The sequence below is a fragment of the Devosia sp. Z11_6 genome (assembly GCF_058133665.1).
Genome location: NZ_JBYUNQ010000005.1, coordinates 43,056 through 62,654 on the forward strand (window position 1 = coordinate 43,056; position 19,599 = coordinate 62,654).

Annotated in this window: 16 protein-coding genes; 11 read left to right on the forward strand and 5 right to left on the reverse strand. The window is 64.2% G+C overall.

The features are described from left to right. Positions 1-5: 5 nt before the first annotated feature. Together AC3YMN_RS14825 and AC3YMN_RS14830 are read right to left on the reverse strand one after the other, a co-directional pair. Positions 6-1,718 (reverse strand): tetratricopeptide repeat protein, encoded by a 1,713-nt coding sequence (locus AC3YMN_RS14825; RefSeq protein ID WP_489890717.1) that lies wholly within the window; start codon positions 1,716-1,718, stop codon positions 6-8. 103 nt (positions 1,719-1,821) lie between these two features. Then, a complete protein-coding gene (locus tag AC3YMN_RS14830) occupies positions 1,822-3,468 on the reverse strand; it encodes an electron transfer flavoprotein-ubiquinone oxidoreductase (protein WP_489890591.1) in 1,647 nt (548 codons plus the stop codon). 67 nt (positions 3,469-3,535) lie between these two features. Here AC3YMN_RS14830 and AC3YMN_RS14835 point away from each other — a divergent pair, with 67 nt between their 5' ends. The 3 genes from AC3YMN_RS14835 to moaB all read left to right on the forward strand — a co-directional run bounded on the left by AC3YMN_RS14835 (position 3,536) and on the right by moaB (position 6,255). Further along, positions 3,536-4,345, forward strand: coding sequence for a uracil-DNA glycosylase (locus AC3YMN_RS14835; protein ID WP_127752207.1), 810 nt, complete (start codon positions 3,536-3,538; stop codon positions 4,343-4,345). A 97-nt stretch (positions 4,346-4,442) separates the two neighbouring features. After that, positions 4,443-5,741 carry an MFS transporter gene (locus tag AC3YMN_RS14840; RefSeq protein ID WP_489890592.1) on the forward strand — a complete coding sequence of 433 codons (1,299 nt, stop codon included), beginning with the start codon at positions 4,443-4,445 and terminating at the stop codon, positions 5,739-5,741. After that, on the forward strand, positions 5,719-6,255 hold the full coding sequence (gene moaB / locus AC3YMN_RS14845; RefSeq protein ID WP_172122606.1) for a molybdenum cofactor biosynthesis protein B: 537 nt from the start codon (positions 5,719-5,721) through the stop codon (positions 6,253-6,255). The genes AC3YMN_RS14840 and moaB overlap by 23 nt, the downstream gene beginning before the upstream one ends. Before the next feature lie 57 nt (positions 6,256-6,312). On the opposite strand, the gene AC3YMN_RS14850 is transcribed toward moaB, so the two are convergent. Further along, positions 6,313-7,797, reverse strand: a complete 1,485-nt coding sequence (locus AC3YMN_RS14850) for an MDR family MFS transporter (RefSeq protein WP_489890593.1) — start codon at positions 7,795-7,797, stop codon at positions 6,313-6,315. A gap of 326 nt (positions 7,798-8,123) precedes the next feature. On the opposite strand from AC3YMN_RS14850, the gene AC3YMN_RS14855 reads away from it, so the two are divergent. The 3 genes from AC3YMN_RS14855 (at position 8,124) to AC3YMN_RS14865 (ending at position 11,225) form a co-directional block, all read left to right on the forward strand. Beyond that, positions 8,124-9,272: a PA0069 family radical SAM protein gene (locus AC3YMN_RS14855; protein WP_489890594.1), complete on the forward strand. Its 1,149-nt coding sequence runs from the start codon at positions 8,124-8,126 to the stop codon at positions 9,270-9,272. Between the two features lie 65 nt (positions 9,273-9,337). Continuing rightward, the gene (gene rnhB / locus AC3YMN_RS14860; RefSeq protein WP_489890595.1) at positions 9,338-10,009 is read left to right on the forward strand and encodes a ribonuclease HII; all 672 of its coding nucleotides are present in this window, start codon (positions 9,338-9,340) and stop codon (positions 10,007-10,009) included. A gap of 82 nt (positions 10,010-10,091) precedes the next feature. After that, positions 10,092-11,225: a site-specific DNA-methyltransferase gene (locus AC3YMN_RS14865; protein ID WP_172122602.1), complete on the forward strand. Its 1,134-nt coding sequence runs from the start codon at positions 10,092-10,094 to the stop codon at positions 11,223-11,225. Positions 11,226-11,530: 305 nt separating this feature from the next. On the opposite strand, the gene AC3YMN_RS14870 is transcribed toward AC3YMN_RS14865, so the two are convergent. Next, a complete protein-coding gene (locus AC3YMN_RS14870; RefSeq protein WP_127752200.1) occupies positions 11,531-11,950 on the reverse strand; it encodes a winged helix-turn-helix transcriptional regulator in 420 nt (139 codons plus the stop codon). Positions 11,951-12,006: 56 nt separating this feature from the next. On the opposite strand from AC3YMN_RS14870, the gene AC3YMN_RS14875 reads away from it, so the two are divergent. Together AC3YMN_RS14875 and AC3YMN_RS14880 are read left to right on the forward strand one after the other, a co-directional pair. After that, positions 12,007-12,615, forward strand: a complete 609-nt coding sequence (locus tag AC3YMN_RS14875; protein WP_172122601.1) for an NAD(P)-dependent oxidoreductase — start codon at positions 12,007-12,009, stop codon at positions 12,613-12,615. Between the two features lie 133 nt (positions 12,616-12,748). Beyond that, positions 12,749-13,360 carry a glutathione S-transferase family protein gene (locus tag AC3YMN_RS14880; RefSeq protein WP_489890596.1) on the forward strand — a complete coding sequence of 204 codons (612 nt, stop codon included), beginning with the start codon at positions 12,749-12,751 and terminating at the stop codon, positions 13,358-13,360. 42 nt (positions 13,361-13,402) lie between these two features. Here AC3YMN_RS14880 and AC3YMN_RS14885 read toward each other — a convergent pair whose 3' ends face one another. Continuing rightward, complete coding sequence (locus AC3YMN_RS14885) at positions 13,403-14,461, reverse strand: A/G-specific adenine glycosylase (protein WP_489890597.1); 1,059 nt, start codon at positions 14,459-14,461, stop codon at positions 13,403-13,405. Between the two features lie 115 nt (positions 14,462-14,576). Between AC3YMN_RS14885 and AC3YMN_RS14890 the strand changes: the two genes are divergently transcribed. The 3 genes from AC3YMN_RS14890 (at position 14,577) to AC3YMN_RS14900 (ending at position 19,587) form a co-directional block, all read left to right on the forward strand. Continuing rightward, positions 14,577-15,089 carry a DUF721 domain-containing protein gene (locus AC3YMN_RS14890; RefSeq protein ID WP_127752196.1) on the forward strand — a complete coding sequence of 171 codons (513 nt, stop codon included), beginning with the start codon at positions 14,577-14,579 and terminating at the stop codon, positions 15,087-15,089. An 88-nt stretch (positions 15,090-15,177) separates the two neighbouring features. Then, positions 15,178-16,023 (forward strand): DsbA family protein, encoded by an 846-nt coding sequence (locus AC3YMN_RS14895; RefSeq protein WP_489890598.1) that lies wholly within the window; start codon positions 15,178-15,180, stop codon positions 16,021-16,023. A gap of 108 nt (positions 16,024-16,131) precedes the next feature. Then, the gene (locus AC3YMN_RS14900) at positions 16,132-19,587 is read left to right on the forward strand and encodes a chromosome segregation SMC family protein (protein WP_489890599.1); all 3,456 of its coding nucleotides are present in this window, start codon (positions 16,132-16,134) and stop codon (positions 19,585-19,587) included. The last annotated feature ends 12 nt before the right edge of the window (positions 19,588-19,599 follow it).

Here is a 19,599-nt window from a genome sequence, read left to right on the forward strand (position 1 = left end):
CCGAACTACTGGGCGGCCGTTTGTTCGTCCAGACCATTGGCCAGCTTGGGCTGCACACGCTCCTTGACGACGCCGATATCGTCCACGGAGGCCGCCACATTCCACTGGAACTTGGCCTCGAGCCGCCGCCCCGCGCGCCAATAAGCGTCGCCCAGATGGTCGTTGATCTCGGGGTCGTTGGGCTGCAACTGCACGGCCTGTTCGAGGGTCTTTACCGCTTCTTCCATGCGGCCAAGCTTGTAGAAGGCCCAGCCCAGCGAATCGACGATATAGCCATCCTGGGGCATGGCAGCGACGGCCTTTTCGATCATGGCCAGTGCCTCTACGAGGTGCATGTCCTTGTCGATCCAGCTATAGCCCAGATAATTGAGCACCTGCGGCTGGTCGGGTCGCAGTTCAAGCGCCTTGAGGAAATCGCGCTCGGCCTCGGGCCACTGCTTGTTGCGCTCATAGGAGATGCCGCGCACATAATAGAAGCGCCAATCCGATGCATTCTCGCCGCCGGTGAGGTCCAGCGCCGTGGAATAGGCCTCGATGGATTTGGCGTATTGCTCGTCGGTGCGCAGGATGTCTCCATAAACCGACACCGCATCGAGGTCATCGGGCTGGGTCGCCACGATATTGCCCAGCCGGCGCAGCGCCTCGGGACGATCACCCATATTGTCGAGGTTTTGGGCGACCCGAACCACCGCGGTTGGCTTCATCGCCGAATTGGCCGGAACGCTTTCATAGATGCGGTTGGCCGCGTCATGCTGGTCGGCCGCATCAAGCACCTGGCCGAGGGCCAGCGCCACCACATCGGCCGACGGATCGAGATACAGCGCTAGGCGCAGGAACATTACCGAGACGTCCATGCTGCTGTCGCGCGCGAGCGCCACGCCGATGCCGTGGAACATTTCGGCCGCACCAACCTGCACATTGGCCGCAAAGATCCCGGGGCGCTGCCCGGCATCGACCGCTTCCTTGACGATGGTGACGACGGGATGGCTCAGCCCCGCATCCTGGAACTTGGCGATGGCAGCCTTGGCCTGGTCGAACTCGCCGGCATTGGCGAGCACGCGGGCATAAACCTCGACGATTCGGGCAACGCCGGGCTCGGCATCAAAGGCCTGGCCGGCATAGCGAATGGCGCGCTGGTTGTCCCCGGCCGCTTCCGCCATGAGAGCGCGATGAAACACGAGGAAATCCTCAAGCCCACCCTGCCCCAGGCCATCGAGCAGCTTGTCGGCTTCCTTGACCCGATTGTCGCCAATCATCGCCCAGGCCCGCAAAATGCCCGCCGTGATGCCAACAAAACTATCCTGGCCCACCGAGGCCAGCATGCGGTCGGCAGCCCCGTAGCGGCGCTCCTTGAGCGCTTCGGTCGCCAGCACCAGTTCGGCGAGCTGGTTGCCGGGGTCGAGCTCAAGCAGGTGCCGCGCCGTGGAGGCCGCTTCCCCGATCTGCCCATCGGCGGCAAGGCCAATAAAGGCGCGTTCCACCATGACCGGGTTGTCCCAGTCGGCCTTGGCTGCATCGCTGAAATAGCGTGCGGCTTCCTCGGTGCGCAGATCCTTGAGCGCCCCTTGCCCGGCCAGATAGGAGCCGGTCACGCTGGGGCGGAACAGCGACAGCATGTCGAGCGTGGACGTGGGGGCCGTTTGGGCCGCCAGGGGAACCACGAGGCCGGTCAGCATCAGGGCAACAAAGGCGGGTCGCGCCAGACGATTGGATAGCATTGACACGAGGCTTGGATCTCCCTTGGCCGAACCGGCCCAGTTCTGGGCGGCAAGATTGGCGGTTTTGGGACCGCGCCGCAAGTGCGGCCGGTCGGCGGGTCAGTCACATTCCGCTGTAGTTGGGACCACTGCCACCTTCTGGCGGAACCCAGGTGATGTTTTGCGCGGGATCCTTGATGTCGCAGGTCTTGCAGTGCACGCAATTGGCCGGATGGATGCGAAACACCGGTTCGGCCCCTGAGCGATCCAGCTCATAAACCCCCGCCGGACAATAAAGCGGGGCCGGTTCGCCATAGCGCGGCAGGTTTTCGCGGATCGGCACGGTCGGATCGGTCAATCGCAAATGATTGGGCTGGTCCTCGTCATGGGCGAGATTGGCCAGAAAAACCGAAGCGGCGCGATCAAACACCTTTTGCCCGTCTGGGCGCGGATAGGTCTTGGCCGTCACTTCGCTCAGGGGGCGGGTGGCGGCAAAATCCGCACCCTTGTGGCGCAGCGTGCCGAGCAGGGAACGGCCCAGGATTTCGCTGCTCCACATTTCAGCGCCAGCCGCGGCAACGCCCATAGCCGTGCCTAGGCGGGACCACAGCGGTTTGACATTGCGCACGGCGCGCAACTCGTCCTCGATCCCGGTGGCCATGATGCGGCCGGCAAAATCCTCGATTGCGTCGTGCTGGCGCCCCGCTGCAATGGCGGCGCCCACCGCTTCGGCCGCCCCCATCCCGGACAGAATCGCATTGTGGATGGCCTTTAGGCGCGGCGCGTTCATGAACCCTGCCGCGCAACCAATCAGCCCGCCACCAGGAAAGGCCAGCGTCGGCACCGATTGCCAGCCGCCTGTCGCCAGCGCGCGCGCCCCATAACTGAGGCGCGTCGCCCCTTCGAGCAGCGCCGCGATCTTGGGATGGGTCTTGAACCGCCCGAACTCGTCAAAGGGCGAGAGCGTCGGGTTGGCGTAATCAAGATGCACCACCAGCCCGAGGTAAAGCTTGCGGTCCGCCGCATGATAGGCAAAGCCGCCGCCCGACGTGCTGTTGTCGAGCGGAAAGCCCAGAAAGTGATCCACCCGCCCCGGCTCGTGCCGGTCGGCGGCAATTTCCCAGACTTCCTTGATCCCGAGCCCATATTTCTGTGGATCGTTCGCGAGGGAAAAATCCCCGATCACCGCCTTGGCGAGCGAGCCGCGTGCCCCCTCCGCCAGCAGGGTATATTTGGCTTCAAGCGCAATGCCTTCGGCAAAGCCCGGCTTGGGATGGCCCGCATGATCGCGCCCCAGATCGCCGGTGATGATGCCCCGCACCGGCCCATCGGGGCTGCGCAGCACATCGACAGCTGCGGTCATGGGGAAAATATCGACGCCCAGCGCCTGCGCCTGTTCGCCCAGCCAGCGCACGAGATCCCCAAGGCTGACGATCACTCCTCCTGGCGTCTGCGTTTGCGGCGGCATCAGCCAATGGGGAAAGCTCACCCCGCCGTTGGCGGTGAGGAAATGGTAGGTGTCGCGCGTGACCGCCGGGCCCACCGGCGGGCCCATTTGGCGCCAATCGGGCAAAAGGGCATCGAGGCCCCTGGGGTCCATCACCGCGCCCGAAATGATGTGGCCGCCGATCTCGGCGGATTTTTCCACCACGGTGACGCCCAGATCGGGATGGAGTTGCTTGAGGCGAATAGCCGCTGCCAGCCCCGCAGGACCAGCGCCAACGATCACGACATCGGTGGAAAGGCTTTCGCGCTCGCCCGCTTCTGCCATGAAATCTCCGTCGCCTCTTTCCACGCGCGGCTGGCCGCGGCAAACGCGGTGTGCCATAACAGAGAACATGGCCGAGATGCGACCGCTAAATCACGCCGAGATGGTCTCGGTGCTCGAATGGTATCGGGCTGCCGGTGTGGACCTGGCCCTTGGCGAAGAGCCGGTGGACCGCTTCAACCAGCGCCCGCCTGCCCGTGTTGCCCCCAGCCCCGCCGTCCCCAATCCCGCCGCCTCGGCCGCGCCGAGCGCACCCATGCCTGCACTCGGGGGCGATCCGGCCGAAGCGCGCAGCCTTGCGGCCAAGGCGCAGAACCTGGTTGAACTCGAAGAGATCCTGCGCGCCTATGATGGCTGCGGGCTCAAGCTCCGTGCCACCCAGCTGGTGTTTGCCGATGGCAATCCCCAAGCTCAGATCATGGTGATCGGGGAAGCCCCCGGCGCCGAAGAGGACCGGCAGGGGCGCCCCTTTGTGGGTCGCGCCGGCCAGTTGCTCGACAAGATGCTCGGCGCCATCGGGCTCGATCGTACCAAGGTTTATATCGCCAATACCGTGCCCTGGCGCCCGCCCGGCAATCGGGTGCCCACGCCCGAGGAGCTGGCCCTATGCCTGCCCTTCCTGCAACGGCAAGTGGAGCTGGTGGCGCCCCGTCTTGTGCTCACCGTCGGCGGACCGGCCATGCAGACGGTGTTCTCCACCAGTACGGGCATCATCAAGATGCGCGGCAAATGGAGCCCGGTGAGCATCGGCAACCATCAAACCGAGGCCATCGCCACGCTTCACCCCGCCTATTTGCTGCGCAACCCGGCTGCCAAGCAGCAAGCCTGGCGCGACCTGCTTAGCCTCAAGGCCAAAATGGACCAATTGGGCATCGGCTGACATTGGAGCTTGGGCTGGGGGATTTTGCCCCCTTAATGTCACCGTTGCGTGATCCAACCACACTCAGCCGAATCAACTCCGTTCCCCCGAAAGCGTCATGGCCTCCGTTGTAAAGATTTACGCCCTCTTCCTTGGCTCTGCCCTGCTGATGTTCGGGGGTGGCCTGCAGGGTCTCTTGCTCTCGGTTCGCGGCGCAGAAGAAGGCTTCTCGCTGCTCTCGCTCGGCCTGATCGGTACCGGCTGGTCGGTAGGCTTTGTTTCGGGCTCGCTCGTCGTCCCGCTCATTGTGCGCAATGTCGGTCATATCCGCGCGTTTTCCGTGATGGCCGCGATTGGCACGGTCACGATCCTCCTTAACCTGCTGATGGTCAACGACATCAGCTGGATTGTCTTGCGCGCGCTATCGGGCTTCTGCTTTGCCGGCGCCGCGATGATCGTTGAAAGCTGGCTCAATGAGGTGACCGATAACCGCAGCCGCGGCACGACCTTTTCGATCTATGTCACGGTCAATATGTGCTCGTCGGTGCTTGGCCAGTTCGCCATGTCCATGACCGGCACCGCCGGCTATGTGCCCTTCGTGCTGGGCGCGATCAGCTTTATTTGCGCAGTGCTGCCGACCGCCCTCACCTCGACGCCCCAGCCGCGCCCCCTATCCTCGGCGCGGCTTGATCTGCGCCTCCTTTACCGCACCTCTCCCATTGCTGCGATTGCCGCATTCTGCTGCGGCATGGCCAATGGCACTTTTGGCACCCTGGCGCCGGTCTACGGCTATGCCCAGGGGCTCGATGCGGGCGGCATCGCTTTTCTTTTTGCCCTTGCCGCCATTCTGGGGGCCTCCGCGCAAATTCCCTTTGGCCGTCTTTCCGACCGGATCGATCGCCGCCTGGTGATGATCGGGCTGTCCACCTTTGCCGCCCTCGTGGCCCTGACCCTGGTGCTGCTCAACCCCGCCGCCGGTTGGCCGATGTATGTGCTGTTCGCCGCTTATGGCTTTGCCGCCAATCCGCTTTATGCGGTGGCGGTGGCCCACGCCAATGACTTCGCCAAGGAAGGCGAGTTCGCCAAGATCGCTGGCGGCATGCTGCTGACCCTGGGTGTTGGCCTCGCCATCGGCCCCGCCGTCGCTTCCATGATCATGGGTGCATTCCAGCCGGTTGGGCTTTTTGTCGTCACGGGTATCTTCCACGCCATCCTGGCCGTCGCGGCCATTCTGCGCATGCGCATCCGCAACGCGCCCGATGCAGCTACGCGCACCCCGTTCCAGCCCATGGCCTCGGACGAGCAGGTGACGCCAGAAACGGTGGCGCTTGATCCACGGGCCGATATCGAGGAAACCGAACTCGACGAACAGCAGGCTGCAGCGGAGCAAAGCGATGTTTATCACGGCAAGATTTGACGACCGCGAGTTCCGGCCCCTGTCCATCGCCGTGCTCGCCGTGTCGGACACCCGCACGCTCGAGACCGACACCTCCGGCGCCCTGCTTGTTTCCATGCTGGAAGCCGATGGTCATCGTTGCGCTGGCCGCAGCGTGGTGCCTGATGATGTGCAGGCGATCCGGGCGGCCGTTCAGGCCTGGGTTGCGGACCCGCAAGTGGACGTGGTGCTGACCACGGGCGGCACCGGCTTTTCCGGCCGCGATGTCACCCCCGAAGCCATCGAGCCGCTGTTCAACAAGCGCATGGACGGCTTTTCGGTCCTGTTCCACCAATACTCGGCCACCAAGATCGGCACGTCCTCGATTCAGTCGCGCGCCACGGCTGGGCTGATCGGGGAAACCTTTGTGTTCTGCCTGCCGGGCTCCCGCGGCGCCTGCCGGGACGCCTGGGAGGGCATTTTGCGCGATCAGCTCGATTATCGGCACAAACCCTGCAATTTCGTGGAAGTGATGCCACGTCTCGCCGAGCGCTGAAACGCAGAACGGCGGCCCCAAGGCCGCCGTTCTGAAGTTCCACCAGCCTTGAGAAGCTTAGTGCCCGTGCACCATGCCCGGCGTGCCGCCCTTGGGCTTGCGCACAAAGAATGCGGCCACGATCGCGAACAGCGAGATAATCGCCCCCACAAAGAACGCCGAGCGGATGCCGCCCGCCGCTGCCGCCAATGGCTCGGCACCACCGGCCAGCAGATTGGCCGACTGCAGGGTCATCAGCGCCACAAACAACGCCGTGCCCGCTGCCCCGGCCACCTGCTGCACCGTGCCGATCACGGCGCTGCCATGCGAATATAGCTTGGGCTGGAGCGAACCCAGGCTCGCCGAAAACAGGGGCGTGAACATCAGCGACAAACCGACGCTGAAGGCCAGATGGGCGGCGAGCAGCCAGCCAAAGGGCGTGCTTTCCGTGACCATGGTCAGGCTCCACAAGACGAGGCTCACAATGGTCGCGCCGGGCACGAGCAGCACGGTTGGGCCATGTTTGTCATAGAGCCGACCTACCACTGGCGCGCAGAGCCCCATAACGAGGCCGCCCGGCAGCAGCATCAAGCCGGTCTGCAGCGTCGAGAGCCCCAGAACGTTCTGCAGATAGATGGGCAGCAGGATCAACATACCGAACATCGCCATCATCATCACCGCCATCAGCACCACCGAGATGCTGAAGGTCGGCGTTTGCAGGGTGCGCAGATCAAGCAGGGCACGGTCGCGCTTTTGGAGGGACAGCTGGCGCAGCACGAAGAGCCCGATCACTACGATGCCCAGCACCAGCGGCGCCCAGGCCGGCACGGGACCGGGATGGCTCGCAGCTTCCCCCAGCCCGCTTAGCCCATAAACCAGGCTGCCAAAACCCACCACCGACATACCGACCGAAATCACATCGATTGGCACGGATTTGGGCGTCGAAACATTGCGGATGCGCGCAAATCCCAGGGCGAGGCTCCCCAGCGCAATCGGCAAAACCAGGATAAACATCCAGCGCCAATCCAGCTGCGACAGGATCAGGCCCGAAATGGTCGGGCCGATCGCTGGCGCCACCGAGATCACCGTCGAGATATTGCCCATGGTCTTGCCCCGCGTTGCGGGCGGCACGAGGTTCATCACCGTGGTCATCAGCAGCGGCATCATGATCGCCGTGCCGATGGCCTGCACCACCCGACCCGCAATCAGCAGTTCAATGCCAGGAGCGGTGGCGCAGATCAGGGTGCCGAGCGAAAACGTGCTCATGGCGGCGACAAACACCGGCCGCGTATGAAAGCGCTGCAGCAAGAAGCCGGTGATGGGAATCACCACCGCCATGGTCAGCAGAAACGCCGTGGTCAGCCACTGGCCGGCGCTTGCGGTGATCCCCAGATCGGTCATCAGGTGCGGCAGTGCCACGCCCATGATGGTTTCGTTCAGGATCACCACAAAGGCCGAAACCAGCAGCAGGTTGATCACCAGCCGATTGCGCGCGCCAAGCCCTGGCTCAGCTGCGGCGGCGGATGGGGGCACAGCATCTAAAACAGAAGCATCGCTGGACATGGTGTGCCTTTCGCAGAATTGAATTTGTTCGGTCCCGGGCAGCTGGAACACAGCCCTGACGATCGGGCCAACCCGATTTCGACATCGCCGAAGCGAGTGGGGTCAGCGCCCTTGGCCGGGTCGGGTAGTTTAGTGGGTGCAAGCGCTCCAGTCCACCCCGCGCGCGTGCAGGGCAGTCTTGCATCAGCCGTTCCCCACGCCCATTTGATGGGTCGAGGCAGCTCAGCTGTTCACCCTTGTTCTTGTTTTGTTCTCGTGCGTGCGCTATGTGAATCCCACGCTGCGTGCCGTCGCGATTCGACCGGCAAGCGCAAGGAGATCGCCTCATGGCCCTTTATCAAGCGCCGTCCTTTGAAGCCCTGGAAAAGCTCAGCCGCAGCCGCGACGCCGATCTGGCGCGGCGCGAACTGGTCGATCCCAGCCGCAATCGCGGCCGGGGCGCGCAATCCAATCGCAGCGGCCGCTTCGAGCGCCAGGCCCGGGAGAGCTTTGATGACGGCTGGAACAGCGTCGAAACACTGCCCCAGTTCGAAACCATCGAGCATATCGAGCGCGCCAAGACCATCATCACCAGCAATGACAGCCCCGATATCGGCTTTGATCGCTCGATCAATGCCTATCGCGGCTGCGAGCATGGCTGTTCCTATTGCTTTGCCCGCCCCAGCCACGCCTTCCTCGGCCATTCCGCCGGCATCGAGTTCGAGCGCGACATCTATGTCAAAACCAATGCGGTGGAAGCGCTGCGCGCGGAACTCGGCGCCAAGAACTATCGCGTCAAGCCGGTGGCAATGGGCACCAATACGGACCCCTATCAGCCCGCCGAGCGCAAGCATAAGCTGACGCGCGGGATCCTCGAAGTGATGCTGGAAACGCGCCACCCCGTTACCATCACCACCAAGTCGGCCCTCCTGATCCGCGACCTCGACCTTCTGACTGAGTTGGCCAAGCTCCGGCTCGTCAAGGTCGGCATTTCCATGACCTCGATGGACCACAAGCTCAGCCGCAAGATGGAGCCGCGTGCCTCCTCCCCGGCCCGGCGCCTCGAAGCCATTCGGCTTCTGTCGGAAGCGGGCGTGCCGGTCTCCGTACTCGCCTCCCCGATGATCCCGGCGATCAACGACATGGAGCTCGAGCGCATCCTCGATGCCGCCGCCGCCCAAGGTGCCAAGGGAGCCGCGATGATCCTGCTGCGCTTGCCCGGCGAAGTGCGCGACATCTTCCGGGAATGGCTGCTGCGCCATTTCCCCGACCGGGTGCGGCATGTGCTATCGCTGGTGCGCGATACCCGTGGTGGCAAGGATTATGACTCGCGCTGGGGCACCCGCATGACGGGCGAAGGCCCTTATGCGACCCTGCTGACCCAGCGCTTCGAAAAGGCGCGCGAGCGCTATGGGCTCGACGCCAAGCTTCCGGGCCTGCGCAGCGACCTTTTCGTCGCCCCCAAGCTCGAAGACCGGCAGATGAGCCTCTTCTGATTTGTGATCCCGGCGCGACTTGGCGCCGGGTTGACGCCGCGCAGGCCCATCGCGATGCTGGCGGCATGCTGATCGAATCACCCATCCAGCTTGAACCCGATTATTCCCATGAGCTTGCCGCGCAGGCCCGTGGGGCGCGCGTCGTCGCCGGCGTGGACGAAGCCGGCCGCGGTCCCCTGGCCGGCCCCGTGGTCGTGGCCGCGGTGATACTCGATCCCACCTGCATTCCGGTTGGCCTCAACGATTCCAAAAAGCTGACCGAAGAGGTGCGCGAGGCGCTGTTCGCCCAGATTGTGGACACCGCCCGAGTTTCGGTGGTGATCGCGCCTCCCTCCATCATCGCCACCCGCAATATTCGCGGCGCGACGCTCTGGGCCATGGCCCAGGCCGTACACGGCCTTTGCGTTACGCCGGACCGTGTCCTGGTGGATGGGCGCGATGTGCCCATGGGCCTGCCCTGCGAGGGCCTCGCGCTGGTGGGCGGCGACGGGCGCAGCGTTTCGATCGCCGCCGCCTCAATCGTCGCGAAAGTCACCCGCGACCGGATGTGCCGGATCATGGATTGCGATGCACCCCATTTCGGCTTTTCCAGCCACAAGGGCTATTCGACGCCCCAGCATATGCGCGCCCTCAAGGACCATGGTCCCTGCCGCCATCACCGCGCCGATTTTGCCCCTGTTGCTGAAGCGCGCGAGCGGTTGGCGCTGGCGGCTGTCCCGGTCCTGCTCGCCTCTTAACTCCACGCTAACCCATTGCACACGCTCCCTTAACCCTGAGGCGCTACAACAGGAGCGTTAGTGTTGCGTTAGGGTTAAGTGTATGTTGCGTACCGCGCGTCGGGCCGAACCGGCCTTTGCGGAGGAGCCAAGGCGTCTCCCCATCGACACCATTCTTGTGGGCGATTGTATCGACCACATGAACAGCCTGCCCGCTGGCTCGGTGGACCTGGTGTTTGCCGATCCACCCTATAATCTGCAGCTGGAATCGGGCCTGACCCGTCCCGATCAAAGCCGCGTCGATGCGGTGGACGATGATTGGGACAAGTTCGACAGCTTTGCCCATTATGACCGTTTCACCCGCGCCTGGCTGGCGGCGGCGCGCCGCGTGCTCAAGCCCGATGGCGCCCTGTGGGTCATCGGCTCCTACCACAACATTTTCCGCGTTGGCGCGGCACTCCAGGATCTCGACTTCTGGATGCTCAACGACGTGATCTGGCGCAAGGCCAATCCGATGCCCAATTTCCGGGGTACAAGGTTCACCAATGCCCATGAAACGCTGATCTGGGCGGCCAAGAACCAGAAAAGCCGCGTCACCTTCAATTATGAAGCGCTCAAGCTCGCCAATGACGACACGCAGATGCGCTCCGATTGGCTGTTTCCGCTGTGCACCGGCAATGAGCGCCTCAAGGGCGAGGACGACGGCAAGGTGCATCCCACGCAAAAGCCCGAAGCCCTCCTGTTCCGCATTCTCAATGCCACCACCAAGCCCGGCGACATCGTGCTTGACCCATTCTTCGGCACTGGCACGACGGGGGCTGTCGCGCGCAAGCTCGGGCGCCATTTCATCGGCATCGAGCGCGAGCAGATCTATGTGGATGCCGCGCGCAACCGCATCGCGACCATCCGGCCGGGTGTCTTTGAAGCCCTGCAATCGGTCACGCCCAAGCGCAAGGAAACCCGCATTCCCTTTGGCTCGCTGGTCGAGCAGGGAATGATTGAACCGGGCACGCAACTTTTCGACTTAACCAAACGTTACTTCGCCATGGTTCGTGCAGACGGCTCGCTCGTCTCGGGTTCCCATCAGGGCTCCATCCACAAAGTGGGTGCGCTGGTGCAGGGCGCCGAGGCATGCAACGGGTGGACTTTCTGGCATTACGAACAAGGGGGCCATATCGCTCCCATCGACGACCTTCGGGCGGATATCCGCGCGAAACTTGATTTGCTTTCTGCCTGATCCTGACCTCCAATCATTCAGGCTCTACTTCAAGGCCGCTGGTTCCAAACCGGCGGCCTTTTTCTTTGCCCGGGGTTCTCGGAAGGGCCTTTCCCAGTTGTGCTCACCGGAGCGCTCATGGCTGATGCTGGGATAAACCCGGCATAGACCCCTTCCTGGGGATAGCCATAGAGAACAACACACGCAAGGCGACGGTCCGTGCCCTTGATGCAGCTTCGTTCACGCCGTCGTCCGCTGACATGTGTCAGGCGAAGGACCCGGCATCTTTCGGCCACGGCGCTGGCAACCAGGTCACGCAGACTTTATCAATCCAGCGACTGCGAGGCCCCGTCATGAAGACGCTGCGCCGCCTCAACCTCCGGCAGCCTGGTTTCTGCCCAATCGATCATCATGCGCAATGCGGTCAGCAGTTCACGGCCAAGGGGCGTAATCGCATAGGTGACCGTTACCGGCGTAGTAGGTTCAACCTCGCGGGTGATGAGCCCGTCCCGTCTAAGCGATTGAAGGGTTTGGCTTAGCATCTTCTGCGAAATGCCGCCGATTTGCCGCCTCAGTTCGTTGAACCGGGCTTCTGAATCTCCCAGCACAAGCAGGATCAGGACGCTCCATTTGTCACCGATGCGGTCGAGCAGCTTTCGTGTCGAACAGTCACTGGCAAAGACGGTTCCGCGTGCCGTTCGGGTTTCCTCGGCGTAACCTGATGTGGTGAAAGTGCCGTCTTGCATGTGTCGTTTCTATCTATAACTAGGTTTCCGTTGGTTACTACCACAGGAGACGACAAATGAAAATCGCAGTACTCGGAGCAAGCGGACGCGCCGGTTCGGAAATCACCAAGGAGCTTGCACGCCGGGGGCACGCGGTGCTCGCAGTGGACCAGAACCCGGATGCCGTGCCCCGTGCTCCGGAAGTAACCGCAGTCAGTGCTGACGCATTCGATCCTGCAGCGCTTTCCAAGGTTATTGCCGGAAGTGACGCTGTCATCAGCGCCTTGCGCTTCGACGTGCCTGCCGCAACTCTATTGTCTGCCGTCAAGCAGGCTGGAATAGGCAGGGTACTGTTCACCGGGGGCGCAGGGAGTCTGGAAGTTGCACCAGGTGTACGGCTTATCGATGCGCCCGACTTTCCCGAGGAAGCCAAACCCTTTGTGCAGGGTGGCATCACCTTCCTTGAAGACCTTCGTGCCGAGCAAGATATCGACTGGATCTTCTTTTCGCCGGCCGCTGACTTTTTTGCTGGCCCGCGTCTTGGTCACTACCGCCTGGGCGATGACAAGCTGGTTGTTGATGAGGCTGGTGTCAGCAAAATCAGCTTTGCGGATTATGCAATCGCCATGGTCGACGAACTTGAACAACATCGGCATAGTCGCGTGCGGTTCACTGCCGCCTACTGATTTCGCTGCAGCAATTGCCGCGGGCCGCCTGCTGCTCACTGGTAATCGTGCCACCCATGCTCCCACAATGGAGCGGAACCTGCAGGTCAGCTAAGGTCACCGGCTGAGCAACCGGAAACGGGAAGGGAACGGGATGCAGCTTTATGGAGTGCGCGGCTGGGGTTCGGGCATTGCGGAGGCGATGCTTACGCTCGCCGGCATGCAGTATGAACTTATCGATGTCACCGGGTTCGATCAGCCCGGTGCGTCGCGCGATGCGCTTACCGCAGCCAATCCCTTGGCGCAGATACCCACCCTGGTCCTCGCAACCGGGCAGGTCATCACCGAAAGCGCAGCTATCGCGCTTATGGTGATTGATCAGGCACCGCACCTGGCACCGCCCCAAGACACGCCGGAGCGACTTCGCTTTTATCGCCTGCTGATCTGGCAGGTCGCCAATGTCTACCCGACATTCACCCATGGCGATTACCCCGAACGCTGGGCACCTTCTGCCCAGTCCGAGTTGCGCGCCTCCAGTGATGCTCATCGTCAGCACCTGTATCAGTGGCTGGAAGGCGAAGTTGTCGGCCCCTTTGTTATGGGCGAGAACGTCTCGGTTCTCGATGCTTATCTAGCGGCCATGGTCTCGTGGAGACCGGGACAGGACTGGTTCAAGGCGAATTGCCCGAAGATCGCAGCGGCTGCCGAGCGCACCCGGAACCTCGATCTGCTTGCACCGATCATGAAAGCCAATGGATGGCTGTGAAGTGCAGGGCTCCGGCCTGAACGAACTATCCATGGCCGCCGCTTAAGCCCCCTCCACCCCCGCCCCGGCGAGCACCTTGCGGAACAGCGTTGGCAGCGCTTCCCCTTGCAGATCAGCCGGTGAACTCCACCAGCCGCTGTCCAGCCCGTCGGGCTCCACTGTTGCCGACCACACTTCCAGTTCCAGCCGGAAATGGGTGAACACATGCACCACCTGGCCATGGTGGCGCCAGTCGCCGGGGGCGGGATAGCTGGGTTCGGCCAACGCCTCGCCCCAAGGGGAACACGGCACTTCGGTCATTTTGGCCAGCAGCCCCTTGTCGGGCCGGGTTTGCAGATACACATCCCCGGCCCCGTCTCGCATCACAAAGGCATGGCCGCGCCGTACCGGCCGCTCCGGTTTTTCTGCCTTGACCGGAAAGCTCAGCGGATGGGCGGTGCGCAGCGCGGCGCACCCCTCCTGCAGCGCACAGAGCATGCAGAGCACCGCGCGGGGCGCACAAATAGTGGCGCCCAGATCCATCATCGCCTGGGCAAAATCCCCCGCCCGCGCCGGCACCGCTGTGCCCAGCGCCGCGCGCAATTCCTCCTTGGCCTCGCGCACCGGCACCGGCAGCGCGTAAAACCGCGCCAGCACACGGTCGAGATTGCCATCGAGCACCGGCACCCGCTCGTCAAAACAGATCGCGGCAATGGCGGCGCTGGTATAGGCGCCAATCCCCGGCAGCGCCTGCAGCGCTTCGGCAGTGGCCGGAAACACGCCACCATGGTCGCGCACCACGGCTTGCGCACAGGCATGCAGGTTCCGTGCGCGGGCATAATAGCCCAGGCCCGCCCATTCCTTGAGGATGCTGTCGAGCGGGGCCGCGGCCATCTCGAACACCGTCGGCCAAAGGCTGGTGAAGCGCACGAAAAAACTTTTCACGGCAGCAACCGTAGTTTGCTGCAGCATCACTTCGCTCAGCCACACCCGATAGGGATCGGGCCGAACACCACGCGCCCGATCGCTCGGGGACACCCGCCAGGGCAGGTCGCGCGCATTGCGGTCATACCAGGTCAGAACCGCGGCGGCATCGACGGGGCGGGAATGGGAAAGCTGCATGCCTTCCGTTTGCCCTGCCGCGGCGCCTGCGACAAGGCCGCCTTGGTCACATCGGCGCCAGCAATCGCCGGAAGGTGGCCTTGCCGCTGCCTTGTCGGGAAGCTAGTTTGCCGGCATGGTCAAGCCCCCTACCGAACCCAAGCGTCGCAACCGCGCCGTCAGCGTTGCCGATGCGATTGCGGGGGCGCTCGATCCCGTGCTCAAGAAACGCGGCTTTGCCAGCCGCGATATTCTCGAGCATTGGCACGCCATGGCGCCCGCCCCCTACAACACCGTGGCGATCCCCGACAAGCTTAGCTGGCCGCGCGGCGAGCGCAGTGCCGATGGCGCCACGCTATACCTGCGCTGCCAGCCCGGCCATGCGCTGATGCTGGCCCATGAAGCCCCGGCCATTGCTGCGGCGGTTAATCGTTATTTCGGCTATGTGCTGGTGGGCCAGGTCCGGCTCTCGGCCGAGCCCTTCAGCTCCGGTTCAGCTGGAAAGGCGCCTCCTCCCCCTCCGCCGGACCCGGTTGTCGAGGCGCGCATTGGCGCCGCGGTGGCGGGGGTTGAAGATGAAGGCGTGCGTGAAGCATTGCGGATGCTGGGCCTGCAACTGGCCGCGCAAGCGGAGCCGAAACGCAAATAGTGTGTTCACCCCCAGTTGATAGCTATGCCCACTTGCCGACACGTCCCGCCCGTATAGTGTCGCCCAAACAAAAACAGGAGCGTTCGCCGTGAAGTTAAACCGCCGTGACACCATTGTTCTCGCCGCCGCTGCCACCGCGCTCAGCGTATGTGGCATTTCGAGCGCCGGCGCGGCGGAAGGCGAAATGGTCGACACCGCCAAGCTGCTCGCTCCGGCCGGCGGCATCGCTGATAAGGTGCTGGGCAACCCCGACGCGCCGGTCACCGTGATCGAATATGCCTCACCCACCTGCCCGCACTGCGCTACCTTCCACAACACGGTTTATGGCCCGTTCAAGGAAGCCTATATCGACACGGGCAAGGTGCGCTTCATCCTGCGTCCATTTGTGCGCAATGTGCTCGACGCCGCCATTTTCATGCTCGCCGAAGCCTCGGGCGATGAGAATTACCACAATGTCATCGGCACCTATTTCCGTACCCAGCAGGACTGGGGCACTTCGGAAACCCCGCGCGACGCGATCCTCGAAATCGCGACCCAGCTCGGCTTTACCCAGGAAAGCTTTGATGCTGCCTTGACGAATCAAGCCCTGTTCACCGGGATGGAAGCCATTCGTGAGCAGGCGCTCAACGAGTTTGGACTCGAAGGCACACCAACCTTTTATGTTAACGGCAAGACGCTCACCGGCGACAAAACGCTTGAACAGCTGGCCGCTGAAGTCGACGCGCTGGTGCCCGCCGGTTTCACGCCAAGCAACGGCGCAGCTCCTCCCCAGCCCGCTGCAGCACCTGCGGCTCAGCCCGCTCCTGCGGCAGCTCCTGCTGCTACGCCGGCTGCACCGGCCGCAACCCCCGTTGCTCCTCCAGCGGCTCCGACCGCGGCACCTGCGGCTCCAGCTGCCACGCCCGTGGCGCCTGCCGCTCCCGCCGCGCCCTGATTGCTTGCCCACGGCTTCCCTCTCCCTAGGTGGGATCGGGAAGCCTGGGCGCAGTCTCCTGCCAAGCTTCCTCAATGACCGCGGCCGGCGCGTCCTGGTGTGCCTGCCATGAAGTTCTCCCAACTTCGCCTGCATGGCTTTAAAAGCTTTGCCGAGGAAACGGTGCTTGCCATGGAGCCGGGGCTCACCGGCATTGTCGGCCCCAATGGCTGCGGCAAATCCAATCTCGTGGAAGCCATGCGCTGGGCCATGGGCGAAAGCTCCTATCGGGCCATGCGCGCTTCGGGCATGGATGATGTGATCTTTTCGGGCTCGGGGAGCCGGCCCGGCCGCAATTCGGCGGAAGTGACGCTGGTGCTCGACAACTCCGATCGCACCGCCCCTGCCGCCCTGAACACCGCCGACGAGCTCCAGGTCAGCCGCCGAATCGAGCGCGAGGCCGGCTCGGTTTATCGCGTTAATGGCCGCGAAGTGCGCGCGCGCGACGTGCAGCTGCTCTTTGCCGATGCCTCCACGGGCGCGCATTCCCCCGCCATGGTGCGCCAGGGCCAGATTGGCGAGCTGATCTCGGCCAAGCCCACCGCCCGGCGCGCCCTGCTCGAGGAAGCCGCTGGCATTTCGGGGCTCCATTCGCGCCGTCACGAGGCCGAGCTGCGCCTGCGCGCCGCCGAGCAGAACCTTGAGCGGGTCGATGACATCACCGCCCAAGTGGAAACTCAGCTCGACGTGCTCAAGCGCCAGTCGCGTCTTGCCATCCGCTATCGCGGCCTTTCCGGCGATATCCGCCGCGCCGAAGCCACGCTGTTCCATCTGCGCTGGGTCGCAGCGGTGTTTGCCGAAAAGGAATCGGAAGCCAACCAGGCGGTGCTGATCCGCCGCTTGGGTGACGCGACCAGCAAGGAACGGCAGGCCCAGGAATTGCTCGACGAGGCGGAAGCCGCACTCGAGCCCCTGCGCGAGCACGATTCGGTCGCCGCGGCCGTCTTGCAGCGCTACACCATCCTGGCCGAGCAACTGGCCGAGCAGGAACAGCGCAGCCACGAACGACGCTCCGAACTGGAACGGCGTCTGGAACAACTCGCCGCCGACCGCACGCGCGAAGAACAACAGCTGCGCGACAGCGAGACAGCGCTCGAGGCGGGCCAGGCTGAAACCGAGCGCCTCGAAAGCGAAGCCGAAGCCGCTGCTGAGGCCTTGGCCGAAGCCCAAGATGCTGCCGAGACTGTTCGCGCCGAGGTCATCGAAGCGGAAGCACAAGCGCGTGTGGCCGAGCAGGCCCTGGCCGAAGAACAAGCCCGCCGCGCCGCCGCCCACCGCTATCTCGAAGACGCTGCTCGTCGGGTCGCCAAGCTGCAGGCACAAGCCGCCGATTTGGCCCGCGACGCCGCCGCACTCCATGCGCGTGGAGAGGCCGACCAGACCCTGCTTGAGCAACGCAATGCCCTGCGGGCCGCACAGCAGGCCCTCGGGCACGCTGAACGGACGACCCTTGCCGCCGAACAGGCCACCCTTGCCGCCCAGGCCCGGATCGACGTCGCCCGGCCGCGCCTTCAGGCCATTGAAGCAGCGCTGATTGCGCTCGATGCGGAAGCCTCGACCCTCCTCAAAATGCTCGATCTCACCGATCGCATGTGGCGCGCCGTGGTCGACGACCTACAGGTTGAGCCCGGCTTTGAGACCGCCCTTGGCGCGGCGCTCGGCGATGATCTGGAAGCCTCTACCGATCCCGATGCGCCCCTCCATTGGGGCGAGGCGCTCGATGGCTCCGATGATCCCGCGCTCCCCCAGGGCGCCGAGCCTCTCTCGCGCTATGTCGCCGGCAGCCCGGCGCTCAAGCGGCGGCTCGACCAGATCGGCGTGGTCCATGCCGCCGATGGCGCCGATCTGCAACAAGCGCTGCGCCCCGGCCAACGCCTCGTCACTCTTGATGGTGCGCTGTGGCGCTGGGACGGCTTTGTGGCCGCCGCTGATGCCCCAAGCCCCGCCGCCCAGCGGCTGGCGCAACGCAATCGGCTCGCCGAGCTCGATGCCGACATCACCCGTGCCAAGGGCGAGCGCAACAGCTGGAAGCGCGAGGTGGAAACCCTCACTTCAGCGCTCGATCTGGCGCGCACCAATGAGCGCGATGGCCGCGAGGGCTGGCGCCGAGCCCAGCGCGCGGTCACCCAGGCGCAGGATGGCGTCAACGCTGCCGAACGCGCGCTGGCCGATCTTGCGTCGCAACGCAGCGCGTTTGAAGCGGCGCGCAATCAGCTCGCCACGGCCATCGCGGAGGCCGAGCGAAGTCGCGAGGACGCGGCCGACGGCCTGGCCGAGCTCAACGAAGACACCGAAACAGCGGCGCTGGCGCAAACCCGGCAGCGGCGCCTGCGCGAGTTGCGCGAGGGCGCCGAAACCGCGCGCAACCGCCTCGTCAGCCTCGAAGCCGATGCCCGCCTGCGCGACAGCCGGCTCGCCCAGTTGCAAGGGGAAGCCGCCAACTGGGCGCGCCGGCGCGATGCGGCGCTGGCCCAACTGCAAACGCTCGAGGGGCGCCGCGCCCAAGCGCAGGCGCAGCTCAGCGGCAGCGACGAAACTCCTGATGGCTTTGCCGAAAAGCGCAGCAAGCTCGAACGCCAGATCGAGGACGCCCGGCGCGATCACGAGGCGGCCCGCCACGCCGTTGAGCTCGCCCAAACCCGCTGGCGCGAAGCCGATGCGGCCCACAAAAGCGCGGCCGCCGCCCTGGCCGAGGTGCGGATCGAACTCACCCGCGTCGAAGAGCGTCTCAACGGCCACACCGCGAGCCTGCGCGCCGTTGAGCGGCAGGTGCAGGAAACCCTCGGCATTCCCGCCAGCCGCACGCTTGAAGCTTCAGGCATCAAGCCGCACCAGGCCCTTCCCGCCGAAGCCGATACCGAAAGCAAGCTCGAGCGCCTGCGCGCCGAGCGCGACCGCCTGGGCGGGGTCAATCTTTCGGCGGAAGCCGAAGCGGTGGAAACCCAGGCCCGACTCGACGCCATGGTCAAGGATCGCAATGACCTGATCGAGGCCATCGCCAAGCTGCGCACCGGCATTGGCGTGCTCAACCGCGAAGGTCGCGCCCGGCTCACCGAAGCCTTTGAGCGCGTCAACGGCTACTTCCGCGAGCTATTCACCACCCTGTTTGGCGGTGGCACCGCCGAGTTGCAATTTGTGGAAAGCGACGATCCGCTCCAGGCTGGCCTTGAGATCATCGCCTGCCCGCCCGGCAAGAAGCCCGCAACCATGACCCTGCTATCAGGCGGCGAGCAGGCGCTGACTGCGCTGTCGCTGATCTTTGCGGTGTTCCTGTCCAACCCGGCGCCCATCTGCGTGCTCGACGAAGTGGATGCCCCGCTCGACGACGCCAATGTGGAGCGCTTCTGCAACCTGCTCGATTCCATGCGCGAACGCACCGAAACGCGGTTCTTGTGTATCACGCACAACCCAATCACCATGAGCCGCATGGATCGCCTGTTCGGCGTCACCATGGCCGAGCGCGGCGTCAGCCAGCTGGTGTCGGTCGACCTGCGCACCGCCGAAAGCTTCCTCGAAGCCGTTTAGTGTTCCTTGTGA